We start from the raw sequence: 26,264 nt of genomic DNA on the forward strand, positions 1-26,264 counted from the left end.
ACGTAATGTAATTCCTGAGTAAACTAGAAAAAGTCTCTGTTTTATTCGACCGAATTTCGGAGCAATTTATTATTAATTGCCTGGGCGCTATTTCGTAGTGATTCTACCAATTTAAGTTTGTCGGTAGCCATATATCGGTACTCAGGAAGGTAAATGCTTAAGCTAGCAACCACTAAATTATTCTTGTAAATCGGAACAGATAACCCCGTAACCTGTCGGCATGGAATCGATTGTATGGCAAGCTTATTTCGGTTGATTATTCGTAACGCTTCATATAGTTCGGTTTCAGATTGTATTTCAGGCCAAGAGTTTCCTAATGGTAAACCACAATTACGAAGCATACGTTGAATTTTCTCCCTGGGGAGCATAGCTAATAGCAACCGGCCTGAAGCAGAATCATAGACCGGTTTTATATCCGCTGTATGTACCTGCAAATCCTGTTCGGCAAAAGTACGATAAATTACTACCCGCTGATTTTCCTTAAGAATTGCAAGTAAACAGTTTTCATTCACTAGTTGGGTCAGTCGATCCATTTCGTCTTTAGCTGCCTCCAACAAATCCTTTTGATAGGCATCGTTTCCTGTTAACGAATACGATTTGGCCCCTAGAATGTACCCTTTTTTTTTGCCAATCTGTTCAACATAACTTCGATTGACTAAGGTCTTTAGGATGTTAGCACAAGTTCCGTGATTTAATAATGCATTATCTGCTAAGTCACTCAAAGATTTAGGTATTTCTGGATCAATGGCAATCTTTTCTAAAAGATCTAAAGCTCTATTAAGTACTTGGATCATAAAATTGATTTATATTTTATAATGAAAAATATAAATTTGTTACTGATAAAAAGTCCATATTTCATCCATTTCGCGGAAAGTGTTTACAGAAACAGATAGTTTCGATTCTGAAAATGGTTATCTTTCAACTTTAGATATACGTTGATAATCGCACAATTGCGCTATCACTCGAGGATTTAAGCATTACGTCCAGGTAAAGTCAACAATCTTTCCATTTAATTTCCATTTCTGCGGAAGTGGATTCGATAGCCAATCGATTGGTTCGGCTAGCGGCTGGGGTTTGGCGGCCTTAGCAAAGGCTTCTTTAATGGCTATTTTTTGCGCTTCACCCAGGGCCTCGGGCTGGGCCGAAATGAAAAGTGGTGATCCACTCTCGGCCAATAGCCTGAGCCACTGCTTATTCTTTTCCCAGGCTATACTAGTTGTTAGGCCGACACAATCGCCATCTACGGCATAGAACTTGTTGTGCTGAGGTAGCCGAAAGGCCAGCGTATTGACACCCATGTTCAAGGTCCGACTCCATTCTTTACCACTGGTATCGTCCCCGATCCGGCAAAGCTCAAAGAGGCCTGCACTTAGGTGACTCATCGTATTACAGCCAATTATATAGATGCCATTACCAGCCGCATCTCGCATGGATTGGTACAGATGAAGCATGATCTCGGCGTTGGTTTTACTCCGGTCGTAAAAATTCCAACCGGCAGCTGTCAGGCTTTCGTTCATCGAAAAACCCCAGCGCCCTAGGATATCATAAGTCGTAAAATCGTGTTTTACCAGCTCGAAACCCCATGTTTTATATGCATCGAAATTGCGTTTTATCCGTTCGACGTTTTCAGGTATAGTCGGATCGAGGACCGGCATTTTGGGATTGTTGCGACCGGCAATTTTAGGCGCAAGCAGACTGGCTTTTTCATCATGACGCGCGCAGAGGGGACGCATCCACAATCCAGGTCGCATCCCTACCTTTTTTATGGTATCGCCCATTAACTGCATGTCTTTGAACTTAGGGTTCGGTTTACTGAAATCGTCGTTCCAGCCCCCATCACCCGGTAACAAAGGCGAGTACGTAGCCCATCCGGCATCAATAACGGAGAATGGCCTATTCGCCGTATCAGTCACCAAATCGGCCATCACGGCGGTCGTATTTTTGATCAGATCAAAATTATTGTTGCCGTAAGCAAAGTACCAGTCATTGATACCATACACTGGTTTTTTGGGTAATCTTGGCTTAGCGCACATGAGCCCACAGAATCGATGGTCGGTCTGATATGGGCTTTCATCAGCACGACTTTGCAGGGTGACAATATCAGCCGCGTGAAGCGTACGTTCGCCCAGTAATACGCCGTTGCCTCCCGAAAGAGTATCGCAAGTGAGTTCCAGACTCGAGTTGCTCAGCCGCCACCAACAGATACTGCCAGTACCGGTTTTCACGCCAAAACAAGCCGTCTGTTTTCCGTCGTAAATAAGTATATACCAGGGGTTTCGGTTGTCTTGTAGTTGCGTTTTCCAGCTCAGATCACCATACGATCGCTCAAAGTGATCACCGAGGAAATGGACGGCCGGTTTTGGCGAATAACGCCAGGATAATCGAATTGCTTTTATCGGTCGCGAGGGGGATTGCAGATAAACTCCACTGGCATTCCCGTTGGTTTTTACCGTAACGACTACGTCTGTATCGCTGAATGTATTGCCATTGCTACGCTTCAGACTAATCCAGGTATCATCAAGTTGGGCCCAAACCTCATCGGGTGAATTCAGTGCGACGGTTTGCGACAGGGTGTCATGGGTCAATCTGCCGGACAACGCTGCCACTGAAATGGATGAAGAGAGTTTGACAAACTGGCGTCTATGCATACGTTTACACGTTTTATTTCGAAGCGTTTTTTAAGCGGTACAATCCAATAAATATTTCATGCCTGCCGGGTTGTTATCAATCGTTTGAAAAACGTTCTGTATATCCTCTAACGGCGAAATTCGCGTAATCAGTTGCTCAAGCGGCAATTTGCCGGAAGCGGCTAATTGGATGGCCTCGTCAAAATCTTCGGGTTCGTAAACCCTTGTTCCGATCAGTTGCAATTCCCGCCAGAAAAAGCGGAACAGATCGACCGGCCTGGGTTCGCTATGAATAGCGACCATGACAATTCGGCCCCGCGCCCGCGCCAATTGCGTCATGGCCTGAACACCTGCTGCCACGCCCGATACTTCAAAAACAACGTCGGCCATCGCGCCATTTGTAAACATCTCTACTTCTTTCACCAGATCAGTAGCCACGGGGTTCAGGGCTGGTAAATCCAGTTTCTGACATAAGGCTAACCGGGTTTCATTCGGCTCGGAAATAATCACCTGAGCCCCTTTGTACCTGGCGACAAGCGCAATCAAAACACCAATCGGACCACCCCCAATAATCACCGCATGTTCACCCGGTTGCAGTCGACTAAGCCGGACATCATGACAAGCGACCGCCAATGGTTCGGCCAGTGCGCCTAGTTGAAGGGGCATCGTTTCGGGTAAACGATGGAGTGTATACGCCGGTACGTTCCAATACGTCTGCATCCCGCCGGGGGTATCGATACCGATGAATTTTAGGTTTTTACCAATGTGCCGCTGTCCATTGTCGGATGGGTCGTCAGTCCCCGGCTGCAAGGGACGTACCGCTACCTTATCACCAACTTGCCAGCCCGTAACCCCTGCGCCCAATTCGGCGATTTCGGCCGACACTTCGTGCCCGATCACCTGCGGCATCCGAACGCGCTGGTCCATTTTGCCGTGATAAATATGCACGTCGGTGCCACAGACACCGCAGTAGGCTACCTTAAGCCGGACCATGCCCGCCGGAAGCGACTCTGGTTGCGCGGGCTTTATTTCAAATTGTTGATTACCAGAATAATAAGCAGCTTTCATGATTTTGAAAATTGAATGAGTGAAAGAGTGAATGAGAAAAGAGCGAACCTTCCTGCTGATATTCGCTCTTTTACTCGTTCGCTCTTTGAAGAATTTGAAGCATGTTGCCTTCAGGGTCAAAGAAATTGCGCACCAGGCCCCCGCCGATAGCATTGGTCAATTCTCCACCCCATGTTACACCCTGCGAATCGAGCCAGGTGATGGCTTGCTCAATATTGGCAACCCGCAGCGCTACATGCGACCAGCCAGGCGTCCAGGTAGTCCGTGTGGGACGTAGCGTTTGATCTTTCGGCATGATTTCCAGCAATGTCTGATCGGGGGCACGCAGCATCCATACTGGCTTGTCGTGACGAAACCAGCGTTGGTAACCAAGCACTTTACAGTACCAGTCGGTTAGGGTTTCAACGTCATCGGCGGCAACAGCAGGGTGATCGACGCCCAGAAGCAGGGATTCGTTCATATCAATGAAGGAAGTATAAAGGTTAGGTTTTAAACGAATCGCAACTGGTCAGCTCGGTTCAAGGGTAAAACCAGATGCATTGTTAGATATGGAATATGACTTTTTGTTGACAGTCAGCGAAAGGGCTACGTGCTTTTCGTAAGTGCCAGTCAGTTGAATGGCAAAGCCCGGTTTGCTGATTGTCCAGCATTGATGTTTGAATTCGGCCTGCCAAGCGTCAATGTGTGCCAGATCGTCGGCGGCTAATAGGTGTAGTTGACTGATGGAGGTTGCTTTTTGCGTAGCTGTATGGCGGAATAATAAACCGCTTCCGGGCCGTCCTTCACCCCGTTGAGCTGGCTCCGGATGATACGCATCATGCAGATAGGCGTAAACAGGACCAGCTAATGTGCCCTGACCGATATGCCAGAGTTTTAACCCTGTCTGGTGACGGTGCATGGTCAACCTGTTCCCCTCGGTCTGAATGATCGATTCGCCATCCCGATTATTCAGCAGCCAGTTCCAAATGGTACGTACGGGTTCGCTCGCCCGAATGCGGTCAATCACGAACGTAACGTGGGAACCAACCTGAATCCAGCAGCGCGTAAACTCCTGAATGGGTGCTCCATACGAAGCGGCTGCTTCTGAAACCACTACCGATACGTCATCAATTCGTTGAACGGCAACCAATTGACCCCCGCGTTCAACCGGCGGACTGATAGAGCCATCGGTACGTATCTGCCGACGAGCCAATACATTTTGTTGCTCCAGCAGCTTGATTTTCGCCAGGTCTTCCTGTAGTCCCAGCGAATCCTGCTCCAGTAGAAACGTACAGGTGTTATGCGTTTGCGTAGCGCATTCCAGTCCGTGAATTAGGTTGCGATAACAACTGTGACCAGGATCGGCCAGGAGCCGTTCGCGATTGTAAACCAGCATAAAACTGTTCAAATCACCCTGCAAATGACCCGGCGCGTAGACGCCATCGGTATTCCCGCCCTGAATAGCCAGCACCGATTGACCATTCCAGGCATCGCGCACTAACGTATTGCCATTCGAAAACGATGTCGTCAGCGGCAGGTTTGCATCTGCTGGTGAAACAGCTTTCGGAGTACGTAGCAGTAGGGGCAACGTCAGAAATCCCCAGTCATTCACCATGCCGAACGTAGCAAGATCGTGCGGTCCCTGGGTTGGATCAGGTTCGTAATAGTCCTGAAATAACCAGCGCGCTAGCCCTGCCTGAACGGAATCGGTAGCACGCGCTGCTACGTGTAAAAGTAGATCACCTGAGGGTCTAAACAAGGCGGCTGAGTCGTTGAAGTTGACGGCTCTCGCTCGTGGCGAATCGCCCCAGTTCGTCATCGGTTTACGGTATAGCATGCTCTGCGCCATCCAGCTCATCCCACGCCCGTAGGCATCCACATCGAGTTGATGAGCCAGGTCAGGGTAGGAACGGATCAGCGATTCATACGCCAGCATCAGGGCGTTAGCCAGGTAATTCCCGTATTGCAGCGACTCACCGTACGAGCCGTCGGGCTGGAATGCCTGCGCCATACGCACTACGTCCGGCAGCAATTCGATTAGCAATTCTTCATTGCCCAGAGCCGCCGAAGCAACCAGTGCGCCGGAGGCCATGATGCCCCGCCAGTTGGCCAGATGATTGTTTTTGGCTAACCAACGCTGACAAAGAACAATGCCTTTGTCGTGTAGCGCCTGCCGAATTTCTTCCCGCTCCGTTTCGGCAAACACGTCACCCGCTAATGTCAAAACAGCCGCTACGCCCCAGCAAACGTGCGCCGTTTCCAGGTGCCCCGTAAACGGTTCATCATGATTGCGAAACCAGGGGCCAACCCATTCGGTTGTTGGCAACCGAACAATCTGGAACGTAGTATTTCGGAGCCAGAACGCCATTGTATCTGTGGGTTCGAGCGCGTATTGCATAGCCGCATCGGACAGGTACTCAGCCGCCGGATACCACCAGCCAAGCGTGGCCCGACGATCGGCCGGACTTTCGCCCTGAAGTCCAGGCGTTGCCAGTCGTTGTTCGACCCGAAGCGCCAACGCCTGCCGAAACTGCCTGACAGCGCTATTCTCGCTGGACAGAATCGCGGATTTTTCGGCTTCGGTCAGAAACAGAGCTGGTGTTTTTACGGCTACCATCAGAAATAGCCTCCGTTGCGCACGACCTCCGTCGGCGTCATGCCGCTTTCAACCATGTCCTTGATACCTTCTTCTTTGTGTACAATCTTTTCGGCGGCTACCAGCACGTCGTAAGCAATGGCTTGCGGGATCGCAATAACCCCGTCGATGTCGCCGAAAATCCAGTCGCCGGGTCGTACGATGACTTCGCCAATCTGCACCGGTTTCTGGTAATAGTACATGCGAAATCGACCAAGCATACCGGTGCTGGTTTTATACTTGTGAAAGACCGGAAAGTCCAGATTCAGAATGGCTTTGGTATCCCGGATGCCGTTGATGAGCGCCCCCCGGCAGCCCGCCTTGAGGGCGGCCATCGTCATCACCTCGCCCCACTGTGAGGTAACTGAATCGCCCGTACAGTCCCAGATAACGACGGAATCCTGATGCAAATCTTCGAGCATTTGCGCTCGCATTTCAAATTCACCCTCGGTCGTAATATCGGGGCCACCTTTGACGGTGAAAGCCATGCCAGCCATTTTCATTTCCTCGCGAAGGGGAGCAAACGCAGCCGGCAGACTAGACGCGTGCAAGTTGTAATTGAACCGTAATACGTCGTTGATGGCGCCGGTATAGAGTTGCAGATAGCGCATCCGCATTTCCGACACCGGAATGGGGAAGGGAGGGACGGGTTGCTTACCGTCTGGGTGGTGTTTTCCGTTGGAGTTCATTATTGTGCCAGAAATTTCATGTTGTCAAAATTGATTTCCCGAATGAGGACGTACTCCGGTTGATTGAGCACGAAGAGAATCACCCGCGCTACGTCCTCCACTTTCAGAAATTTTTCGCGCGCTACGTTCCGGTCGCCCCAGTAGTTGCTGTCGGTTGGCCCCGGATTCACATCCGTCACCCGAATTCCTTCTTTCAACACCTGATCGGCCAGACCGCTGCTGAGTCCACGGGCGCCAAACTTTGACGCGCAGTAGACTGGCGCTGTGGGGTTGGTCCGTTGGCCACCCATCGAAATGACCGTCACGATATGCCCCTGTTTTCGCGGTTTCATGTGTTTGAGGACTTCACGGTTGCAGAGGAAAACGCCCCGCATGTTGATAGTAATCATCCGTTCGTACGTTTCCAGATCGGTGGTGGACAGATCGGTGGTCGTCAGGCCGATTCCTGCGTTGTTGAGCAGAATATCTACCGGCCCGAAGGCTTCCTGACAGGCATTAAAACCGGCTACTACGTCGGCTTCCTGGCTGACATCACCTTTAAACGAGCGAAGATTTTCGTGGCTTACTTCGTCGGTTAATTGATGCGTTCGGCTAAAATCGAAGACGTTAGCCCCCTGGTCCAGCAGGGCGATGGCGGCCGCTTTCCCAATGCCACTTGATGCGCCGGTGATGAAGACGACTTTGTTCTGTAAATTATTCATAGTTCGTATCGTTCGATTTTAGTTGTCGTTAACCGCCGAGTCGACAGGCTGCTGACGGCGGGCAGCGTTGGCAACGGGAATAGAAGGAATCGGTCGGCTGGCCCGGTACCACATAATGGCCGAAAGGACCAGGCAAAGCAGCCCCGCGCCAATCGCGACCCGGCCACTGGTTTCGCCCAGCGACGGTACGCTCATAGCCATAAACAGAATACCCGTTACGACCAGTGCGACGGCGTACAACCGATTCATGGTCTGCATAAATCCTGGATTTTCGGCGGGTTTCTCGGCTTCGGTTAGGGGTGTGCTTAGTTTACGGAAGAAGGCTTCAACGCGCTGACGGTACGTATTCGATTGAGCGCCGATAGCACCCGACAATAGGAAGACGACTACGCAGGCAATGATTTCAATCAGCGTCGCCCATTCCCACGAAACCTGCGGCATAGCATTAAGCACCAGTCCCAAAGCTACGCCAACGACTAACGTAGCAAAGGCACCCCAGGGCTGCGGCCGCTTGAGCACGATTCCTAGTACCAGGGGTAAAGTCATCGGTATGGCGAACAGGCCCGTAAACAGTTTATTGGCTTCAAACGCCCCCCCGAAGCCACCGACGTAAAGCGCCCCAATTGTGATGAGTCCGCCGAGAACCAGCGTCATCAATCGGCCTACCCAAAGCATTTCTTTGTCCGTAGCGTTGGGATTGAACAGGCGTTGGTAAATGTCGCGCGTCAGGACACCCGCCGTTACGTTGTATTCACCGCTTAGTACCGACATGGTAGCCGCAAACATGGCCGCCACCATTAACCCCATAATGCCGGCTGGCAATAGCTTCAGACAGACACTGACGTAGGCCATTTCCGGATTTTCGAGGTTCGGAATCAAGGCTTTGGCGGCAATAGACGGGAAGAGGAAGATTACTGGAAAGAGGAAGAAAAATACCGCCGTTAGCATGCCCTGTTTCTGGCTGGCCTGTTCGTCGCGAACGCTGTAAAATCGCTGAATGAAGGTCCAGTTACCACTGTATTTGACCAGAATCATCAGGTAGTAAACCGTCATGTACAACGGCATTCCCTTTGGACCGTTTAACCAGGTGAAATGATCGGGAATTGTCGCCATCATATTCGGTAAACCACCCGCAGCCTGAATCGTCAACGGAACCAGTATCAGCGTAGCGACGATCAAAATAATGAACTGCACGACATCCGTTACGACAACGGCCCACAAACCACCCACCACCGTATAGAGCGCCACGATGATCCCGCAGGCCAGAATGGACGCTTCCAGCGAGAGACCCGTGGCGGCTTTCACAAACAGGCCGAGCGCATACAACCGCACCATGTTGTCCAGGATTTTGAACAGCACACCCATCCAGGAAAAGGTCTGCCGAACGGGCGCGTTGAAACGGGTTTCCAGAAATTCCATTGGCGTCATGATGCCCGCCCGGCGCCAGCGTTTGGCAAAGACAGCCACCCCCACCAGGGCTGGCAGCACCGTACTCCAGATCAGCGTCAGCGCCACAAATCCGTGCTGATACGCAATGCCTGCGTAAGCGACAAATATGAACGTACTGAACTTGGTCATGAAGTTGCTGATGGCTCCCGACACCCAGGGAATGGCGTTGCCTCCCTTGAAATAATCGCCGATGTTTTTAACGAATTTGCCCAGAAACAGCCCAATACCTGCCATCAGAAGCATGTAAATGGCAATGGCCCAGTAGTCTAGTTGTTGCAGGGTTTGCACGGTTAGTTTGATTTAGACATGTTAGGAGAATTTCGAACGTTTTTGAGCTGGATTATTTCCGAGACATTCGGACTGGCCTTCGCGCTTAAACCATTGATTTGCAAGGTATCAACATCGTCAACGACAATGGCCGACCGGTTTTCTTCATCGGTATAATCAAGGGTAAGATTGTCCAGCGTTATATTTTTGCCGTGCCGGATATAAAACCCGTAAGCCGGTAACCGACCGAACATTTCACCGCGTGGGTAAGCTTCGATCTTCTCAGGAACCGTATGATTGACAGCCGGTGGAGCGACGGGGACGGGTTTTCGCGTATCATCATCGCTCAGTAGGGGTTTGTTGCTCCCGTCAAAGCGAAGCCGGATTTGCTTCAGGGTTATGTTTTCGACGGGGAAGCCCGGAATTCCGGTGATCGAGCAACCGTAACCACCAATCCGGGACCCCTGTACATTCTCGATCAAAACATCTTTCAGGATGCCCGTAGTGGCCTGGGCATTTTTTCGATACGTCCGGTTTCGGGCTCCTAGTCGAAGAAAAATGGCGGTGCCTTTCACGTTACGAACGGAGATATTCGAGATGTTGATCCGTTCGATCCGGGCACCATCTACGGACATGATGCTAATCGCATCGACGCGCGTGTCGAAGACCGTACAATTTTGAACGGTAATGTCTTCAAACGCTCCGCTCGTTTCGGTGCCGATCTTAATCCCCGACGCATTGGTACTTACAATACAGTTGGTAATGGTAATGTCCCGGCAGCTTTCGGTAGGCGATAAACTTTTCAGGCAGATACCATCGTCGCCACTGATAATGAGGCAGTTGGATACGCGAACGATTTGGCAGTCGACAAGGTCCATACCATCGGTATTACGACCTTTGGCATCGGCATGACGGGACTTTTCAATGTCTTTGTTTTCCCGGCTATCGACCGTAATGCCGTCGATGACCATGTTTCGGCACGACTGGTAAAACTGCACCCACGACCCCGAATTACGCAACGTAACGTCCCGAATCTGTACGTTCTCGCAGTTTCGAAAATGAAGTATGCGGGGACGGCCACTGAACGACGGCGACAGATACGGTCCGTTAAAGTCATCACCCCGACCGTCGATTGTTCCCCGCCCGGCAATGGAAATGTTGTGCGCTTCCTCGGCGTAAATGAACATTTTATCCGTCACCAGGTCTCCGCCGTAGGTCGGGTATTTTGAAGCGGTGCTTGGATAGTCGGCTACATTGGCGCTTCCCAGTAACGTAGCGCCCGCTTCGACGTAAAGCGTTACGTTGCTTTTCAGGTAGATCGTACCTGATAGAAACGTACCGTTGTGAAGGTAAACTTTTCCGCCCCCCGCTTCGTGGCAACGGTTGATGGCCAGTTGAATAGCCTTCGTATCCATCGTTTTACCATCCCCATTGGCCCCGTACGCAAAGGCATCCCAAACACCGGTAGGTTTCTGGCTAAAACCGGCCGTAGTGAGCGTCAGGCAGAGGAAAAAGATGTTGATCAGGTTATTCATAGTACGAATGGATTGGGCCGATTACTGCATTGTCCCAGATTCTTTGACAATTGATTTTAAGGCCGGATTTTCAAAAAAGCACGTCTGCTTTGCTTGACTCAACGTATTATTGGTCAAGGTAATAGCGGAAGATTTATCGCCATAAACCGACAGAAATACAGACACAACGGCTGTTGGCCGCGAATCGGCAATGATGGATTTACGGGTGTTTATCAGCCTGATCAATTCCGGTGTTTGGGCTACGCTCTGCGCCTTCAACCCTCGAATGTCAAGTTCTTCAACGTCATCGAAAACCAACGCCGGACGCTGATCTTCTTTCACGAAGCGCAACTGTATCTGATCGAACGTAACGTTCCGGGCGTGGCGAACGTAAAACCCATAGGCAGATAACGTAGCGCCGAACATCGTTCCGACCGGGTAGGCATCCGCTTTTTCGGGCACCGCAGTCGGTTTGAATTCGGTAATACCACCTTCGAACTCAAAGTTCAGATTACGTAGCACTACGTTCTCGACCGGGTAATTAGTTAGGCCCGTGATTGAACACCCCAAAGCGGCTAGTCGGCTCCCCTGAATATTGGCAATCAGGATGTTCTGTAAAGCCGGTGTATTGTTGGTAGCGTTCGTGCCATACTTCTTGTTCCGGGTATTTAGTCGAACAAAAATCCCAGCCCGTTTTATGTTCCGCAGGCTAATGTCCGACAGCGTAACCCGCTTTATCTGAGCGCCATCCACGGTTATAATCGCCAAACCATCGCCCCACGTATCGAATACGGTGCAGTTCTGAATCACGATATCTTCGAAACGCCCTGCGGTTTCGGTACCAATCTTGATCCCACTAGCGCCCGAACTGACGTGACAATTGGTGATGCTGATATTCCGGCAGGCTTTGTCGGGCGAGAAACTTTTGATACAAATGCCGTCATCGCCACTGGTAATGAAACAGTTGCTGACGCGCACGACCTCGCAATCGACCAAGTCCATTCCGTCGGTGTTGCGGTGCTTAACGGCGTGTTCCCGGTTCGGATTCTCGACGTCTTTGTTTTCGCGGCTGTCGACCGTAATTCCATCAATTACCAGATTTCTGCAAGCCTGGTACGTTTGCACCCAGGACGCCGAATTCTGTAGTGTTACGTCTTTGATCAGGACATTTTCACAACCGCGAATATGCAGGATGCGCGGACGGTATTTGAACGATGGTCGCAGATACGGATCATTGGGACCCCGGTTGTCGATCAGATCGCCACGTCCGTCGATGGTTCCCCGCCCTTCGATGCCTATGTTCCGACAGTTTTCGGCGTAAATAAGGGCTTTGCTGGTTAGTGGATGTTCGTCGTAGGTTGGATAACTGGAGGTTTGGTCAGGGAAATCAGTGGCTTTGGGGCTCCCCAGCAACGTAGCGCCCGCTTCGACGTAGAGTGTTACGTTACTTTTCAGGTAGATCGTACCCGACAGAAACGTACCATTATGAAAATACACTTTTCCTCCTCCCGCAGTATGACAATTGTCAATAGCCGCCTGGATGGCTTGGGTATCCATCGTTTGGCCATCGCCTTTAGCTCCATAGGCCAGTACATCCCAAACCCCGGACGGTTTTTGAGCGAGAGCGCTGGTCACTATTGATAGCCAGAGAAGAAAAATGTTAACGGCGTACTTCATCGTGAATGCGATTACACTACTTTACTTTTTTCCATGATAAGCATGGGGTAATCGTATAAGGGAAGCTGACGAAAAATCTGGGCTTCGGCGCCCACCCGCCATTTGTCGTTGTCGAACATCTTCTCTTGGTTCGGGATTTCGAGAATCTCGCCCGATAGCGGATCGACCAGCACCGGCTCCGAAAACCCCCGGTCTTCCCAATCCCAGAAAAACAGGTGAACGCTGTCGGTGGGTGAATTGTCGGATGCCTTTTGGTCCGACCAGTAGGCCAGCATAAGACCATTATCGGTATTCAACGTAGTCGTACAGACGCCTTCCAGATTCTTCTTGGTTCCGTTGCCAAACGCCTGATATTCTTTTTCTGTAGCAGCCTCCTTGCCCGCCAACGTATTGACCGTAGCGCTCCGCGTATGTACCTCACCATGTACTAGACTGCCCAGATGTTGCAGGGCTTTATAGGCAATTTTTGGCTTGATTTCAGGCTTCTGCCGCAGAATACCTTTGTAGTTCGTGTTGCCTGATCCTTTCGGATAATCGTGCAGATCAACGATCAGGAACCACAGCGTCATGGGTAGATTCAGCGAGCAGTCGGTTAGTAACCGACGTAGCATGACTTTGGCCTGAATGGTTTCTGTCCACGGACCCTCGCCCGAGAAACCGGTACTATTCGGATCAGATGGAAAGCCATTTTCGCCCTGCCAGATCTTGATTTTTGGGTTATAGCGGTCAATTAACTGGCGTAGTCCTTTCGTCCGCTCGGTATAGGCTTCGGGCAACGTTGTGTAGGGATGGAAAGAAAAAATGTCGATCAAATCCGCCAGGCCCGCTTTAAATAGCTCCTGTACATATAGGATGGGCATTCGTGAAACCACACCGCCGACGATCAGCGCATCCGGGTTATTTTTTCGGATCAAGGGTGCCGTTTCCCGCACTAACTGCACGTATTTTTTCGGGTCGGGTTTATCGGGTTTCCAGAAGCCGGACAGGTTCGGTTCGTTCCAGATTTCGTAATGCTGCACTTTCCCCCGGTAGCGTTTCGCAACGGCAACCAGAAATTTTTGCCAGGCGGCATTGGCTACCGGATTAGCCGTTGATGGATAAAACCCAACTTCACCTTCCTGGTAATTGGTGTTGCCATAGCCAACGTTGAAAAACGGCTTTACGCCCCGACTCACTAGACCATCCACGCTTTCGTCCAACCACGCCCAGTCGTACTTGCCTTTCTCCCGTTCTACGCGCGCCCAACCCGTTTGCAACCGCCCCCATTTGACCGGCAGATTGTCGATCCAGGGATACACTTCTTTGGGTTTCCACAAGTCGCGATCCAGTGTTTCGCAGCCGATACCAAAGGGCGAATTTTTGATTTCAGTTGGCTTCATCAAGCGAACGGTACCAATTTTCTTCAACGATACAGCTGTAGCTTTCTCACACGCTGGCGTTATCGTTTCTGCCAATCCTGATTTTAGATCGGTAAACGAAGTCGACAACGGAAGCACCGATAGTGTCTTTAGAAACGTACGACGGTTGTTCTCCATGGTTGGTTTCGGTTCAGGCAAGTATGTTACGCTACGTTACTTTTTTCCATAATCAGCATCGGGTAGTCCTGCAACGGCAACTGCCGAAACACCTGAGCCTCCGCATCGACCCGCCATTTATCCTTATCATAGATTTTCTCGTGATTCGTCAGTTCGAGAATATCGCCCGAGATTGGATCAACCAGAACCGGTTCAGTAAAACCCCGGCCTTCCCAATCCCAGAAAAACGCGTGAATTGTACTGTCAGCTGCTTTATCGGCAGCTTTCGCTCCTGACCAATACGCGAAAACGGTTCCATTGTCGGTATTTAAAACCGCCGTGCAAATCCCATCCAGGCTCTTTTTAAGTCCATTCCCAAACAGGCGATACTCTTTCTCAGTTGCCGATTCACTACCTGCTACGGCATGAACAATCGAGCTGCGCGTACGTACATCCCCGTGCACCAGACTCCCCAGATGTTGCAACGCTTTGTAGGCAATCTTGGGTTTAACCTCGGGCTTTTGCCGAAGAATACCTTTATAATTCACCTTACCTGAACCCTTCGGGTAGTCGTGCAGATCGACGATCAAAAACCACAAGGTCATGTCGATGTCCAGCGAACAATCCGTAAGCAACCGACGTAGCATGACCTTCGCCTGAATGGTTTCCGACCAGGGGCCTTCTCCGCCATAACCCGTGCTGTTTGGGTCGGAAGGAAAGCCATTCTCGCCCTGCCAGATCTTGATTTTTGGATTATGCTGGTCCAGCAGTTTACGGAGCGCTACCGTTCGCTCCGAGTAGGATTCCGGGATAGTGGTGTAGGGGTGAAACGAAAAAATGTCGATCAGATCAGCGAGTCCGGCTTTCAACATTTCCTGGATGTAATACGTTGGCATCTGTGAAACCACCCCGCCGACTATAACCGCATCCGGGCAGTTTTTGCGAATAATTGGAGCCGTTTCCCGCACCAGTTGCACGTACTTTTGGGGGTTGGGTTTGTCGGGACTCCAGAAGCCCGCCAGATTGGGTTCGTTCCAGATTTCGTAATGCTTGATCTTGTTCTTGTAGCGTTTGGTCAGGGCCGTTACGTAGCGTTTCCAGGCTTCGTTGGCTTCAGGAGAGTCCAGCGGATGATAGCCAACTTCCCCCGCCATGTAATTGGTGTTGCCATAGCTCACATTGAAAAATGGCGTTACGTTTCGGCTCACCAGCCCGTCGACACTCTCGTCTAACCAACCCCAATCGTACTTTCCCTTTTCCCGTTCAACTCGTCCCCAACCCGTTTGCAGACGCCCCCATTTGATCGGCAGACTATCGACCCAGGGATAGACCTCTTTGGGTTTCCACAAGTCGCGGTCCAGCGTTTCGCAGCCGATGCCAAAGGGCGAGTTTTTGATTTCGGTTGGCTTTTTTAACCGGACGGCACCGATTTTCTTTAAGGGGGCAGCCTTTGGACCATCACCGGGTTGCGTAACGGGATTCGATACGTTCGTTTTCAGATGATCGAGCGATGCCGATAGCGGGAGCACCGACAAGGTTTTCAGAAAGTTACGGCGGTTATTTTCCATACGTTGATTAGTAACTGGTCAATGGTTCATTGAACACATTGCAGACGTGTAATGAATAACTATTGAAATGGTAGGGTCCTTCGTAGCCGGTATCGCCGAGCAGGTGACTCACTAGGGCGATGGAAAGCGGATAAAACCAGGAACCCAGCATAATGTGTGTGCGATTCGGGTCTTCGTCGCGCAGCTCAGCCCGGGCGGACGTGTCGCCCTCCTGCCAGATCCAGTGCGGGCGCGGAACCCAGTCGTTAGGCTGGCTATCCCGACGGTGCAGCAACCAGCCGACGCCATCCGGACTTTCATGCTGAAGTGCGTGGGCTAAATACCGTCGGCAAGCCTTTTCAACATCCTCCCGACGATAATCGGTCAATGACGCCAGATTCACCAATTGATAGGCCCCATCGAAATCGGGGCAATCGGAGCCTCCCGGCCAGAACGAACCATCGGGTAACTGGCAGGCCAGCGTTGAATCGATGGAACGTTCGAGGTGCCGAAGTGGCCAACCTAAGGCAAAATAAATGGGCACTACGTGAATGGTCCCGAACAACCCGTTGTCGCGATCAGCCCCGAACTGCGTCCCCCAGTAGCCGGTCTGGCTGTCCTGCAATTCTTCGAGAGCCGGAAACATGGCTTTCTCCATCAGCGCGTCGACTTCCGACGCGCCAAACCAGTCGCGTAGGGCAAACAGAGCCGTAGCGGCTGCCAGCACCTGATTACCCGCCGACCATGAATTGCGCCAGTCGTAGTGTTTTACCCAGCGGTATATCCGATCGGCATCGAGTAGCGGCTCCAGAAAGCTCAGTTCGCGTTCGGGTTTGCGGTCGAGCATCCGTAGCGCCCAGATGTTCCCGCGGGTGTAATGCCAGACGGGCTCCAGTTCGTCTAGTGTTCGGGTGCGGCTAAACTCCGAGGCTTTTCCGGAGAAAAAGCCCTGCTCGGTTTGTCTGCTCTGAAATTGCTCAGCCCAGATGTCCAGATCAGCGGCTGGACGGTTGTGTAGTTCACCAAATAAATCCAGGACGTGAGCGGCATGGTAGGAGCCGTAAAAGCTTTCGCCTTCGCCCTTCTCTTTTCGATACACGCCGGGTTTATCGCCGATTTTCATGGCGTTGACGAAATCCAGCGATGCTTTCTTTATGCGTTGATAACCGGGTGTTTCCATTAGCGTATTGGTTGTATTCAGAGTATAGTTTACGTAAATAATGGCCGTGTTTTTTTTGTCATCCTGACGAAGGAAGGATCTTAAAGCATCCTGACTTTCAAATAAGGATAGTCTAAGATCCTTCCTTCGTCAGGATGACAAAAAGCTATCCTTACTGACCTGCTAATTGGAGGTTTAACTTTAGGGGTGTCCATTATTTTACATCAATTAAGTTTGGCTTTAGATTATCAGGTTCGGTTTAAAAAACCTCGGTTTCGCAGCCATATTTCCAGTTGGCTCATCCAAGAATCGGGGAGAGCGGGGTTGATGCCGAAGCCGTGTCCACCTTTTTCGTAGAGGTGTAGTTCGGCCGGTACGTTCGCTTTTTTGAGAGCTTCGTAGAAGCGGATGCTATTGCTGAATTTCACGGTAGAATCATCGCCCGCGTGAACCAGAAATGTCGGTGGCGTATCGGCTGTTACGTGTTCTTCGGGCGAGTAATCAGCCAGTTGCTTGTCCGTTGGGTAATCGCCCAGTAGGTTTTTTACCGAACCCTGATGGGCAATGTCGGAGCGGAAACTGACGACAGGCCAGCAAAGCACCAGAAAATCAGGACGTAGTGACGTGGTGTCTTTTCCCGGTTCGAATGCCTTCGTAAACTGCGTTGCCGTTATAGCTGCTACGTGTCCACCCGCCGAAGAGCCGAGTATCCCCACTCGATTGGACTGAAGTTGCCATTCCGTTGCCCGCTGCCGTACCAGTCGAAGCGCTTGTTGCGCATCCTGAAATGGTCCAATGGATCGATCCTGCATCAAGCCATCGGCTGGTAATCGATATGTGAGTACAAAGGCCGTAACACCCCATTGACTTAGGCGCTGGGCAATGAATCGAGCATTTTCGGTATTCAGATTTCGGTAACCACCGCCCGGACAGATAATGATGCCAGTTCCGTTCGACGTAGCAGGCCGATACACGATTAGTCGCGGAATAATTACATTGGACAAGGCTATTAATCGACCTTCGGCATCGTACGTCCGTTTTTCGGGTTGCGTACTAACTACCGAGTTTGGAACCTCGTTTGGATACAACGGCACGGCTGGCTCCTGCTGGGCCATCATTCGTCCAGGTAGCAGGGTTGCTGCCAGCAGGAGATAGGTTGTATAGGCCATTGTACTAGTCATGATACGTAACGACTTATTGATTTTCAGCCAGACTGATAAGCGACTTATCGGCAATCAGAATCGGCGAATCGTAGAGCGGAATCTGGCGGAACACGTTCTCTTTTTTTTGCCAGCTCTCTTTCGGAATTTCATACACAGTTCCGGCGATTAAATCTACCCAAACCGGGTTTTTAAACCGGGCGTTGGCAAAGGTGAAATCGCACAGGGTTTGCTCATTGTTGTTCGACGGTACGTTGTCTTTAATCCAGACCGTTACGGCCTGAAGCTGGCTGGTCTTATCGGCGAAGGCGTACAGCGATAGCGTACTGTTGTCCTCTTTTCTAGCCGAATACGGGTACGTTTCTAACCGATCCAGGCGGTCATCGAACACGGAAATCAGGTTCTGAAAGGCATAATAAGCGGGTTTGGCGTAGGCCACGGTCATATCTTCCTTCGCCTGCAACAACCCTTTGTGGTTCCATTCCTGCGGAGTTTTGGCATCCATGATCGTGAAGCAACACGACTCTTTATCGTGGCCCAGATCGGTCAACAGTCGGCGCAGAATGTGTTTCGACTGCGTCAGTTCCGTCCAGGGGTAGTTGTTCATGGCGAAATTTTTATTCCACTCCGACGGGCAACCGGCTTCCCCCTGACGAATCCGAATCTTTGGAAGACCGGCGCTTCGACTGTAGTTGGCCACCACTTTTTCCAGCTCGATTTCCGGTTCCCGATTGTCGGGGTTGGCAATATGTCGGTGATGGCTGATTTCGTCCACCAGATCGAGCTTGCCTTTTTCCTGTAGGATTTTCAATACGTTGTCGGCGAATTTGTAATCGACACCACTGCCGAGCGCGAAGGCAATTATTTTGGCTTTCGGTTGAACAGATTTTACGACTTCGGCACTTGTAATAAAGAAGTCCGCGTAGTCGGGAATCGAGATTTTGTAGTTGGGTTCATTCCAGATTTCCCACTCCGTTACTTTATCGCCGTAGCGATTGACGATGGCCGCTACGTAGTTCTTCCAGCCTTCCAGCGCTTCGCCCGAGTATGGGATAGACGCATTCAACGTAGTGCCGCCCCCGCCCGAATAAACGGGATTGCCGTAGGAGAGATTGATCCAGGGCGTTACGCCCTGTCGTACCATGTCGTTTACGATCTCATCAAGCCAGGCAAAATCATAGTGCCCCCTGACCTTTTCGCACTTGGCCCAACCCGACTGAATCCGCGCTTTTTTGACACCCAGTTTGCCAAGATAGTCTTTCCAGTTGGTGTAAACCGTATAGTCCCGGTCCATGTATTCGGCACCCACCGACCAGTTCGACGAACGAATATCCCGCGACTGTTTCGGCGCTATTTTGCCCAGGTATTTAAAGGCTGGATTGGCGGATTGACCCGTAGGTGTTGTGAGCGGCAGGACCGATTTTTCGGCGATCAGCACGGGGTAATCGGCTACCGGAATGGCGGTAAAAGTGTAGCTATTGCCCGATTTTTTCCAGTTGCTTTTCGGCACTTCGTAGACACGCCCCGTGATCAGATCGACCAGAACGGGCGTTGTAAATTTACCGTCAATCGTTACGTCGGTCGGCTTTGGTTCGTAGGTTTCGGCGGGTCGCGCTTCACCACTCCATAGCGTTACGAGAGTGCCGCCATTTTTGTGGTGACGATATTGAAAAGTGGATACACTTGGTTGATTGACAGTTGGTTTTGTCTTGTCGAGAAGTTCTAGCTGATCGTCGAACGTAGTGAATACGTGTTGAGCCGCTTTGTAGGCTAGTTTAGGCCGATCAATGGTTTTGTCTGGGTTTGTTTTCAGCAAGCCTTTTGTATTGACACCCGTCATGTGGTCGCCAGCAGCGTAGTGAATATCGCTGATTGTGAACAGGTTGGTGGCAATGCCGCGTCCGTGGTCACCCAGCATCCGGCGTAAATCCCACTTGGCCTGGCTGATTTCAGTCCAATCATACTGCCGCAGCGCTCCGATGGTAACGTTGCTTGCGGTTGATGGCGCGCCATTTTCACCCTGCATGAAAGTGATTTTGGGGAGACCGGCGGTCCGGTTATAACTCCAGACCATTTGCCGCATTTCCTCAATCTTCGGATAGGAGGTTTCGGGAACCGGCGCGTAGCCGTGATACGTCAGAATATCGATCAGGTCGAGGGCATTCTCCTTTTTTAAATGCTCCATGAATGGGCGCATAAAAGCCGTTGCGGGCACACCAGCAACGCCCAACGCGATCAGTTGGGCATTCGGCTGGATGGAACGTACCAGTTTTGCGGTTCGAATGTAGAAAGCTGCGACTTCTTCGCCGGTATTCAATTTATTCAGGTCAGGCTCATTCCATATTTCCCAGGCTGGAACCTGCGCTTTATACCGGGTTACCATCGCCCGAACCCAATTGTCCCAGGCTACGAGCCCTTCCTCAGAAGTTGGAATTCTGCCACCCAGTTTTGCCTCACCACCGCCATTGTACAACGGATTTCCATACGACAGCTCAACCCAGGGCGATACTCCTCGCGAATAAGCATCGGGAATCACCGCATCCAACCAAGCGAAGTCATATTGTCCTTTCACCTTCTCGCACTTCGACCAACCGCCCTGAAGCCGTATACGTTTCGCTCCGAGTGGCCCTAAATAGGATTTATACGATTGGTAATCAGTATAATCGCGGTCGAGGGTTTCGCCACCGATGGACCAGGTTGATGCTTTTATCTCCTTAGCCGAACGCGGACGCAACTGCCCAATCTCTCGATACCCTTTAGGCTCGGGAGGAGACTGGCCAAACGCAGTAGTCAGGCTAATGCTGAGTAAACTCGCAGCGAGGAAAGCGTGATGGAACGAGCTCATTTTCGGTTTTGGGATAAGGGAAGCAGGCCTTGTAGAAATCCGGCGATGTAGCCCGCCTGTAGCTGCATTGCGAAATCGTCGTAATGCACATGATCGACAAAATGCTCGCTGCCCAGACTCCGCGTAAAAGTATAGAGGTCAATACTGGAAACACCATGCTTGTGCATTACCTCATCGGCAATCGCGTTATACGCATCCAGATCGCGGGCGTAGCGTTTGAAGGCGCTCGAGCGGGAGTTGTGCCGTTCATCTTCCACGGAAGTAGTGCGCATCCAGACCAGCCTGATGTTTCGTTTATGCAGCAGTTGATAAATAGCTTCCAGGTTTTTGCGGTAACTGGCCGAATCCACCTGGATAGCGTTGCTTTGCGGATTTCGCTTGATGTCGTGCAGCCCACAGTTCAGGAGCAATACGTCCGGTTGAAACGACTTATCGGGGGCTTTCAATTTCAGGTATTCCAGTACCATGCGCGAATCGCCCCCGTTGGCACCCACTGGTACGTCCAGGTTTTTAGCCGCCTGTCCATCGTCGCTTTTCCGGTCATACTGCCAAACGCCCTGCACATATTTTTCCAGAAACGGTCCATATCGCATCGAAATACTGTCACCAATGACGTACAGCTTCGGCAACGACGGAGCGGCCCCGAGGAGTAAATAAGCAAGCAGGACAACGGGAACGATTCGGGGAAGTTTCATGGGCAACACGCGTTAAAATCGGTATAAACTACGGCTTATCTAAGAGCAGATTTAATAACCTGGATTCTGCTTCAGGCTTTTATTTAAATCGATTTCGCGCTGCGGAATCAGGAATAACGTATTGAAATCCTGAACTTTAAGTCCTTTTGCGTTCATTACCGTAACGTACCGACCCGTCCGAACCAGGTCGAACCAGCGCTGATTTTCGAAGGCAAACTCAACCCGGCGTTCCTGCTCAATCGCCAGTCGGAAACTAGCCTGATCTACGGCTTTCGTATCGGCCAGCCCAGCCCGCTTACGCACCTGATTCAGATACGTTACGGCTTCTGGATTAAAACCTACTTCATTAAGTGATTCGGCATACATCAGCAGCACATCCGCGTAACGTAGTACGGGAAAGTCAATGTCAGAATCATTGGCTAAGGCGCCGAATTGCACGTACTTACTAACGTAGCGCTGATTGATAAGCTGCCCGGTGGCGTCAAGGAAGGACGATTTCATTGAGAAGCTTTTGCGCTGATCCCCCGCTTCGTAAGCCATATCCATATCAGCCGTCGGGTAACGCATATTACCACCGGTTATGCGTGCGCCCTCACTGGCCTGCACGGGTCCAAAACCGCTTCCCTGTCCTGTATTTCCCGATTTATATTGGACGTTGAATAGTATTTCGGCATTGGTTGGCGTTGCATAGCTGAACACATCAGCGTATTTGGGCAATAATTGGAATTTACCCGACGTAATGACTTCTTTTAGTTTGGCAGCCGCCGTAGCCCAGTCTTTACGGGTCAGATACACCTTCCCTAATAAGGCTTTAGCAGCCCCCTGCGGCACCCGTCCAATATCGGCAGTTCCGTAGGAAACGGGTAGTGCCTGTTCCGCACTTTGCAGATCGCTGATGATTAACTTATAAACTTCATCGGCGGGAGTCCGGAGTAAATTACTAGCTCCATCAGGGGTAGTGATTTCGGTAGTAATCAGCGGGATGTCACCAAATAATCGAACCAGATTGAAGTAGAGCAGAGCCCGCAGAAACTGCGCTTCGCCTTTATACTGCATCTTCAGATTATCCGCGATTTTGGCCCCTTCAATTCGGGTCAGGATAGCATTGGCGCGACTAATACCTCTGTAATGATCCCGCCAGGCTGCGAAGATGATGTCGTTCAGCGACGTATACGTATGATCGACGAACTGAAAATTATCGACGTTAACCGCTTGCCGGGTGTTTACGCCAAAGTCAGTGTTGTCGGTCGATACTTCACCCATCCAGTACAACGACGTACCGTATACGCCCGATAGTTTGAGCGCATTATACGTACCAACAACCGCATTATTGAAATCGGCAGCTGTCTGGTAAAAATTGGTAGTGTTCCGATCCGTCTCGGGCGTCAGAGCCAGAAAGTTGTCGTTACAGCTGGCCAGCGAAAGAAGGCAAAATAGCAGTATAAAAAGATGCTTGGCTTTCATGATAAATGAGCTGGCTAGAAGGTGAGACTTAAACCGAGCGTATAAGAACGAGCGGGCGGATAACCCAGATAATCAATGCCGGAAGCCAGCATGTTGTCGCCCGAGTTGCTGATCTCAGGATCGTAGCCGGGATATTTCGTGAACGTGTATAAATTATTAGTAGTCAAATAAATCCGGCCGCCTTGCATACCAATCCGTTTGGCCAGATTCTGCGGTAAATTGTAGTTCAGTGTTACGTTACGAATGCGCAGATAGGAGCCGTCGAAGTTGAAAAAAGAACTGTAGCGCAGGTTATTGTTCAGGGCTCCACGAATGATGCGGGGCGAGTTGCCATCGCCGGGTTGCGAAGGCGATTTGTAGTAATTCTCGATTACTTCGGCGAGGTTATTCTGTACACCGTGATACCCACGCACGAAGACAGCTCCGGCCCAGAATACGTCTTTGCCCTGAACCCCATTCATCAGAATGTTTAATGACCAGTTTTTGTACGTGAACGTATTATTGAAACCGTAGTAGGCTCTGGCCTGAGGATTTCCCAGAATGGTCCGGTCGGCGTCGCTGATTACTCCGTTTCCGTCAATGTCTTTGTACATGAAATCGCCGAGCTTAGCCCCCGTTTGCTTGGCATGCGTAGCCAACTGTTCCTGCGTGGTGAAAATGCCTTCGACCTGATGGCCATAGAAACTACCAATAGGCTGCCCCACCTGCGTAATGCTGACATCGCCCCGGCCACCGTCGGAGAAGAGTTGTTCGCCCTCCGTACCGAGACGTAGCACTTTGTTGCGGTTGAAAGTGATGTTAAAACTGCTCGTCCAGTTGAAATCACGCGTGGCAAAGGGCTTGCCTGATAAGGCCAATTCAACGCCTTTATTTTCCAGTTCGCCGATATTGACCCAGGCCGAGGTATAGCCCGTTGTCGACGGAATGGCCTTATTCAGAAGCATGTCCGTGTTACGTCGGTTATAATAATCGCCGGTGAATTGCAGACGGCCGTTAAAAAAGGCCAGATCCAACCCAATATCCACCTGTTTGCTAGTCTCCCAACCTAGATTGTTATTGGTAAAACTAGCCTGCGCCAGGCCCGGAACCTGGGTATTACCCAGCACATAATTGGTGGCCGACAGTAGACCCAAATAGCGATAGTTGCCAATGGAATTGTTACCGGAAAGACCATAACCCGCCCGGATCTTGAAATCATCGAATATATTCAGGCTTTTCAAAAACGGCTCTTCCGACAAGCGCCAGCCGACCGAGAACGAAGGGAACGTTCCCCAGCGGTTCGCCGAACCAAATCGGGATGAACCATCCGAACGAACAGTCGCTGTTACTAAATAGCGGTCGTTATACGCATAATTGACCCGGCCTAAATACGACATCAGCGACCATTGCCCTACACTATAGCTTCCTCCTGTAATCTGGCCACCATTAATGTTTTCGAGCAGATCGTCGGCGAAATTGGTGGCATTCGTCGTCGTTGCGGTTCCGGTTGATTTTTGGATGGTGAAGCCACCCAGCGCATCAATGGAATGAGACCCAAAATTTCGTCGGTAATTGAGCGTATTTTCGTTCAGCCAGTTCACATCCGAAGAGTTGACGATACTAGCCGTTGCCGGTGATATAGAAGCGCTCGTTGATAACGTAGACGGTTTAAATGAATTCGTGGTGAAGTAGTTAAAGTCCGTTCCCACGCTGACTTTGAACTTCAGGCCATCGATAATTTCGTATTCACCAAACAGATTACCCAGTATTCTGAATTGTGAATTGGTGCTTTTATATTCATTAGCGGTTTGAACCGGATTCGGAATAGCTCCCATTCCTACGTTTGTCAATGCATTGGTATTGCCATACGTACCGTCTGGATTGTAAACCGGAATCATCGGCGGCATAGATAAAGCCTCGGCCACAATATTGAAATCACTGTAGTGACCCGTTGATGGTACATTATCGGTAGCCGTATACGTAGGCGCCAGATTCATGCTGACCTTTAAACGGGGCGTCAGTTGGCCGTCCAAATTGATGCGGGCGGAGTACCGCTCGAAACCCGAACTGATCAGGATTCCTTTCTGATTGAAGTATCCACCCGACATAGCGTAGCGCAGCTTATCATTGCCGCCCGTGGCGCTGATCTGATAATTCTGAATGGGAGCCGTCCGGAAAATAACCTTTTGCCAGTCAGTATCTACTTTCGGCAGATTGTTCAGATCCTGCCATTCTTCCGGTATCCGGTAAGAAGTAGAACGGACGCTGTTCGGATCGGTGATTTTGGCGTTGGGACCGCCATTATCGAGCCAGCCGTTGTTATGGCCTTCGATGACGAATTCAGCAAATTGCCGGGTGTTCATCATTTTCAACAGCCGGGCAGGTTCCTGAACCCCGGCGTACGCATCGACCGTAATCTGCGCTTTCCCCGATTTGCCCCGCTTGGTCGTTACAATAACAACGCCATTCGAACCACGCGATCCGTAAATGGCGGTAGCGGATGCATCTTTCAACACTTCAATGGATTCGATATCCCCTGGATTGATGGTATTCAGCGGATTACCCACACCAGCATTGTTGATTGGGAATCCATCAACGACAAACAACGGGTCGTTCCCACCTGACACTGAGCCGATACCCCGTACCAGAATATTGGTATTACCGCCCGGCGCACCCGATGTGGAGGAAATCTGCAAGCCTGGAACCTGCCCCTGCAAGGCCTGATCCAATCCCGAAACAGGCAGGCGCTGAATGTCTTTTGCCGTTACCGAAGCCACTGCCCCGGTCAGGTCTTTTTTCTGCTGCGTGCCGTAGCCGATCACGACGACTTCGTTCAGCGCTTTATTGTCGGGTGCTAACTGAACATTAATAACTGATCGATTATTAACCGCAACTTCCTGGCTTGTGTACCCAACATACGAGATAACCAGCGTCGCATTTCCAACCGGTACCGATAGTCGATAATCCCCTTTGGCGTCGGTGGTAGTACCGTTGCTACGGTCCGCCGATGCGGTATTCTTGACCAGTACTGTAACACCAGGTAAGGGTTGCCCCGATTCATCGGCTATTCGCCCTGTCACCGTGTTGTTGGATTGACCTAGTAATTGGCTTATTGTCAGAAGCCAGCTCAATCCTAACAGCCAGGCTCGACTTCGATAGATTGAAAGGTTATACATGAGAGTTTAGTTATTATTTATCATTGATAAATTAATATTTATCAATGCAATACTATGTCTCAATGGGCTATTTGTCAACTTTTTTCACTTATTATTTTTTTTATAGAACTATTCTCATT

The 26,264-nt window shown here is 50.6% G+C and carries 18 protein-coding genes; all 18 read right to left on the reverse strand.

The genetic code is table 11. The annotated features are described in order from the left end of the window. Window positions 1-41 precede the first annotated feature (41 nt). The gene (locus ACYVE4_RS27420) at window positions 42-794 is read right to left on the reverse strand and encodes an IclR family transcriptional regulator (RefSeq protein WP_461043602.1); all 753 of its coding nucleotides are present in this window, start codon (window positions 792-794) and stop codon (window positions 42-44) included. 183 nt (window positions 795-977) lie between these two features. Then, complete coding sequence (locus tag ACYVE4_RS27425; RefSeq protein WP_461043603.1) at window positions 978-2,648, reverse strand: alpha-amylase family protein; 1,671 nt, start codon at window positions 2,646-2,648, stop codon at window positions 978-980. Window positions 2,649-2,678: 30 nt separating this feature from the next. Continuing rightward, complete coding sequence (locus tag ACYVE4_RS27430; RefSeq protein ID WP_461043604.1) at window positions 2,679-3,695, reverse strand: zinc-dependent alcohol dehydrogenase; 1,017 nt, start codon at window positions 3,693-3,695, stop codon at window positions 2,679-2,681. A 70-nt stretch (window positions 3,696-3,765) separates the two neighbouring features. Next, complete coding sequence (locus tag ACYVE4_RS27435) at window positions 3,766-4,155, reverse strand: VOC family protein (RefSeq protein ID WP_461043605.1); 390 nt, start codon at window positions 4,153-4,155, stop codon at window positions 3,766-3,768. A 48-nt stretch (window positions 4,156-4,203) separates the two neighbouring features. After that, window positions 4,204-6,291 carry a heparinase II/III domain-containing protein gene (locus tag ACYVE4_RS27440; protein WP_461043606.1) on the reverse strand — a complete coding sequence of 696 codons (2,088 nt, stop codon included), beginning with the start codon at window positions 6,289-6,291 and terminating at the stop codon, window positions 4,204-4,206. After that, complete coding sequence (locus tag ACYVE4_RS27445) at window positions 6,291-6,998, reverse strand: RraA family protein (protein ID WP_461043607.1); 708 nt, start codon at window positions 6,996-6,998, stop codon at window positions 6,291-6,293. Before ACYVE4_RS27445 ends, ACYVE4_RS27440 begins: the two co-directional genes overlap by 1 nt. Then, window positions 6,998-7,699, reverse strand: coding sequence for an SDR family oxidoreductase (locus tag ACYVE4_RS27450; RefSeq protein ID WP_461043608.1), 702 nt, complete (start codon window positions 7,697-7,699; stop codon window positions 6,998-7,000). The genes ACYVE4_RS27445 and ACYVE4_RS27450 overlap by 1 nt, the downstream gene beginning before the upstream one ends. 18 nt (window positions 7,700-7,717) lie before the next feature. Continuing rightward, window positions 7,718-9,436, reverse strand: a complete 1,719-nt coding sequence (locus ACYVE4_RS27455) for a sodium:solute symporter family protein (RefSeq protein ID WP_461043609.1) — start codon at window positions 9,434-9,436, stop codon at window positions 7,718-7,720. A gap of 2 nt (window positions 9,437-9,438) precedes the next feature. Then, window positions 9,439-10,950 (reverse strand): glycoside hydrolase family 28 protein, encoded by a 1,512-nt coding sequence (locus ACYVE4_RS27460; RefSeq protein ID WP_461043610.1) that lies wholly within the window; start codon window positions 10,948-10,950, stop codon window positions 9,439-9,441. Window positions 10,951-10,971: 21 nt separating this feature from the next. Continuing rightward, on the reverse strand, window positions 10,972-12,606 hold the full coding sequence (locus ACYVE4_RS27465) for a glycoside hydrolase family 28 protein (protein ID WP_461043611.1): 1,635 nt from the start codon (window positions 12,604-12,606) through the stop codon (window positions 10,972-10,974). A gap of 11 nt (window positions 12,607-12,617) precedes the next feature. Beyond that, on the reverse strand, window positions 12,618-14,141 hold the full coding sequence (locus ACYVE4_RS27470) for a GH39 family glycosyl hydrolase (protein ID WP_461043612.1): 1,524 nt from the start codon (window positions 14,139-14,141) through the stop codon (window positions 12,618-12,620). Between the two features lie 26 nt (window positions 14,142-14,167). Further along, on the reverse strand, window positions 14,168-15,688 hold the full coding sequence (locus ACYVE4_RS27475; protein WP_461043613.1) for a GH39 family glycosyl hydrolase: 1,521 nt from the start codon (window positions 15,686-15,688) through the stop codon (window positions 14,168-14,170). Window positions 15,689-15,695: 7 nt separating this feature from the next. Then, on the reverse strand, window positions 15,696-16,847 hold the full coding sequence (locus tag ACYVE4_RS27480) for a hypothetical protein (RefSeq protein ID WP_461043614.1): 1,152 nt from the start codon (window positions 16,845-16,847) through the stop codon (window positions 15,696-15,698). Window positions 16,848-17,074: 227 nt separating this feature from the next. Then, window positions 17,075-18,007 carry an alpha/beta hydrolase gene (locus ACYVE4_RS27485; protein ID WP_461043615.1) on the reverse strand — a complete coding sequence of 311 codons (933 nt, stop codon included), beginning with the start codon at window positions 18,005-18,007 and terminating at the stop codon, window positions 17,075-17,077. Window positions 18,008-18,020: 13 nt separating this feature from the next. Beyond that, window positions 18,021-20,831 carry a GH39 family glycosyl hydrolase gene (locus ACYVE4_RS27490; protein ID WP_461043616.1) on the reverse strand — a complete coding sequence of 937 codons (2,811 nt, stop codon included), beginning with the start codon at window positions 20,829-20,831 and terminating at the stop codon, window positions 18,021-18,023. Next, complete coding sequence (locus tag ACYVE4_RS27495; RefSeq protein WP_461043617.1) at window positions 20,828-21,526, reverse strand: SGNH/GDSL hydrolase family protein; 699 nt, start codon at window positions 21,524-21,526, stop codon at window positions 20,828-20,830. Before ACYVE4_RS27495 ends, ACYVE4_RS27490 begins: the two co-directional genes overlap by 4 nt. Window positions 21,527-21,577: 51 nt before the next feature. Next, on the reverse strand, window positions 21,578-22,990 hold the full coding sequence (locus tag ACYVE4_RS27500) for a RagB/SusD family nutrient uptake outer membrane protein (RefSeq protein ID WP_461043618.1): 1,413 nt from the start codon (window positions 22,988-22,990) through the stop codon (window positions 21,578-21,580). Window positions 22,991-23,004: 14 nt separating this feature from the next. Then, on the reverse strand, window positions 23,005-26,145 hold the full coding sequence (locus ACYVE4_RS27505; RefSeq protein WP_461043619.1) for a SusC/RagA family TonB-linked outer membrane protein: 3,141 nt from the start codon (window positions 26,143-26,145) through the stop codon (window positions 23,005-23,007). Window positions 26,146-26,264 lie beyond the last annotated feature (119 nt).

Source organism: Spirosoma harenae (assembly GCF_054776975.1).

Coding starts and splice junctions, on each gene's coding strand:
- ACYVE4_RS27420 (WP_461043602.1), bottom strand. CDS start 794: ATGATCCAAGTACTTAATAGAGCTTTAGATCTTTTAGAAAAGATTGCC.
- ACYVE4_RS27425 (WP_461043603.1), bottom strand. CDS start 2,648: ATGCATAGACGCCAGTTTGTCAAACTCTCTTCATCCATTTCAGTGGCA.
- ACYVE4_RS27430 (WP_461043604.1), bottom strand. CDS start 3,695: ATGAAAGCTGCTTATTATTCTGGTAATCAACAATTTGAAATAAAGCCC.
- ACYVE4_RS27435 (WP_461043605.1), bottom strand. CDS start 4,155: ATGAACGAATCCCTGCTTCTGGGCGTCGATCACCCTGCTGTTGCCGCC.
- ACYVE4_RS27440 (WP_461043606.1), bottom strand. CDS start 6,291: ATGGTAGCCGTAAAAACACCAGCTCTGTTTCTGACCGAAGCCGAAAAA.
- ACYVE4_RS27445 (WP_461043607.1), bottom strand. CDS start 6,998: ATGAACTCCAACGGAAAACACCACCCAGACGGTAAGCAACCCGTCCCT.
- ACYVE4_RS27450 (WP_461043608.1), bottom strand. CDS start 7,699: ATGAATAATTTACAGAACAAAGTCGTCTTCATCACCGGCGCATCAAGT.
- ACYVE4_RS27460 (WP_461043610.1), bottom strand. CDS start 10,950: ATGAATAACCTGATCAACATCTTTTTCCTCTGCCTGACGCTCACTACG.
- ACYVE4_RS27465 (WP_461043611.1), bottom strand. CDS start 12,606: ATGAAGTACGCCGTTAACATTTTTCTTCTCTGGCTATCAATAGTGACC.
- ACYVE4_RS27470 (WP_461043612.1), bottom strand. CDS start 14,141: ATGGAGAACAACCGTCGTACGTTTCTAAAGACACTATCGGTGCTTCCG.
- ACYVE4_RS27475 (WP_461043613.1), bottom strand. CDS start 15,688: ATGGAAAATAACCGCCGTAACTTTCTGAAAACCTTGTCGGTGCTCCCG.
- ACYVE4_RS27480 (WP_461043614.1), bottom strand. CDS start 16,847: ATGGAAACACCCGGTTATCAACGCATAAAGAAAGCATCGCTGGATTTC.
- ACYVE4_RS27485 (WP_461043615.1), bottom strand. CDS start 18,007: ATGACTAGTACAATGGCCTATACAACCTATCTCCTGCTGGCAGCAACC.
- ACYVE4_RS27490 (WP_461043616.1), bottom strand. CDS start 20,831: ATGAGCTCGTTCCATCACGCTTTCCTCGCTGCGAGTTTACTCAGCATT.
- ACYVE4_RS27495 (WP_461043617.1), bottom strand. CDS start 21,526: ATGAAACTTCCCCGAATCGTTCCCGTTGTCCTGCTTGCTTATTTACTC.
- ACYVE4_RS27500 (WP_461043618.1), bottom strand. CDS start 22,990: ATGAAAGCCAAGCATCTTTTTATACTGCTATTTTGCCTTCTTTCGCTG.
- ACYVE4_RS27505 (WP_461043619.1), bottom strand. CDS start 26,145: ATGTATAACCTTTCAATCTATCGAAGTCGAGCCTGGCTGTTAGGATTG.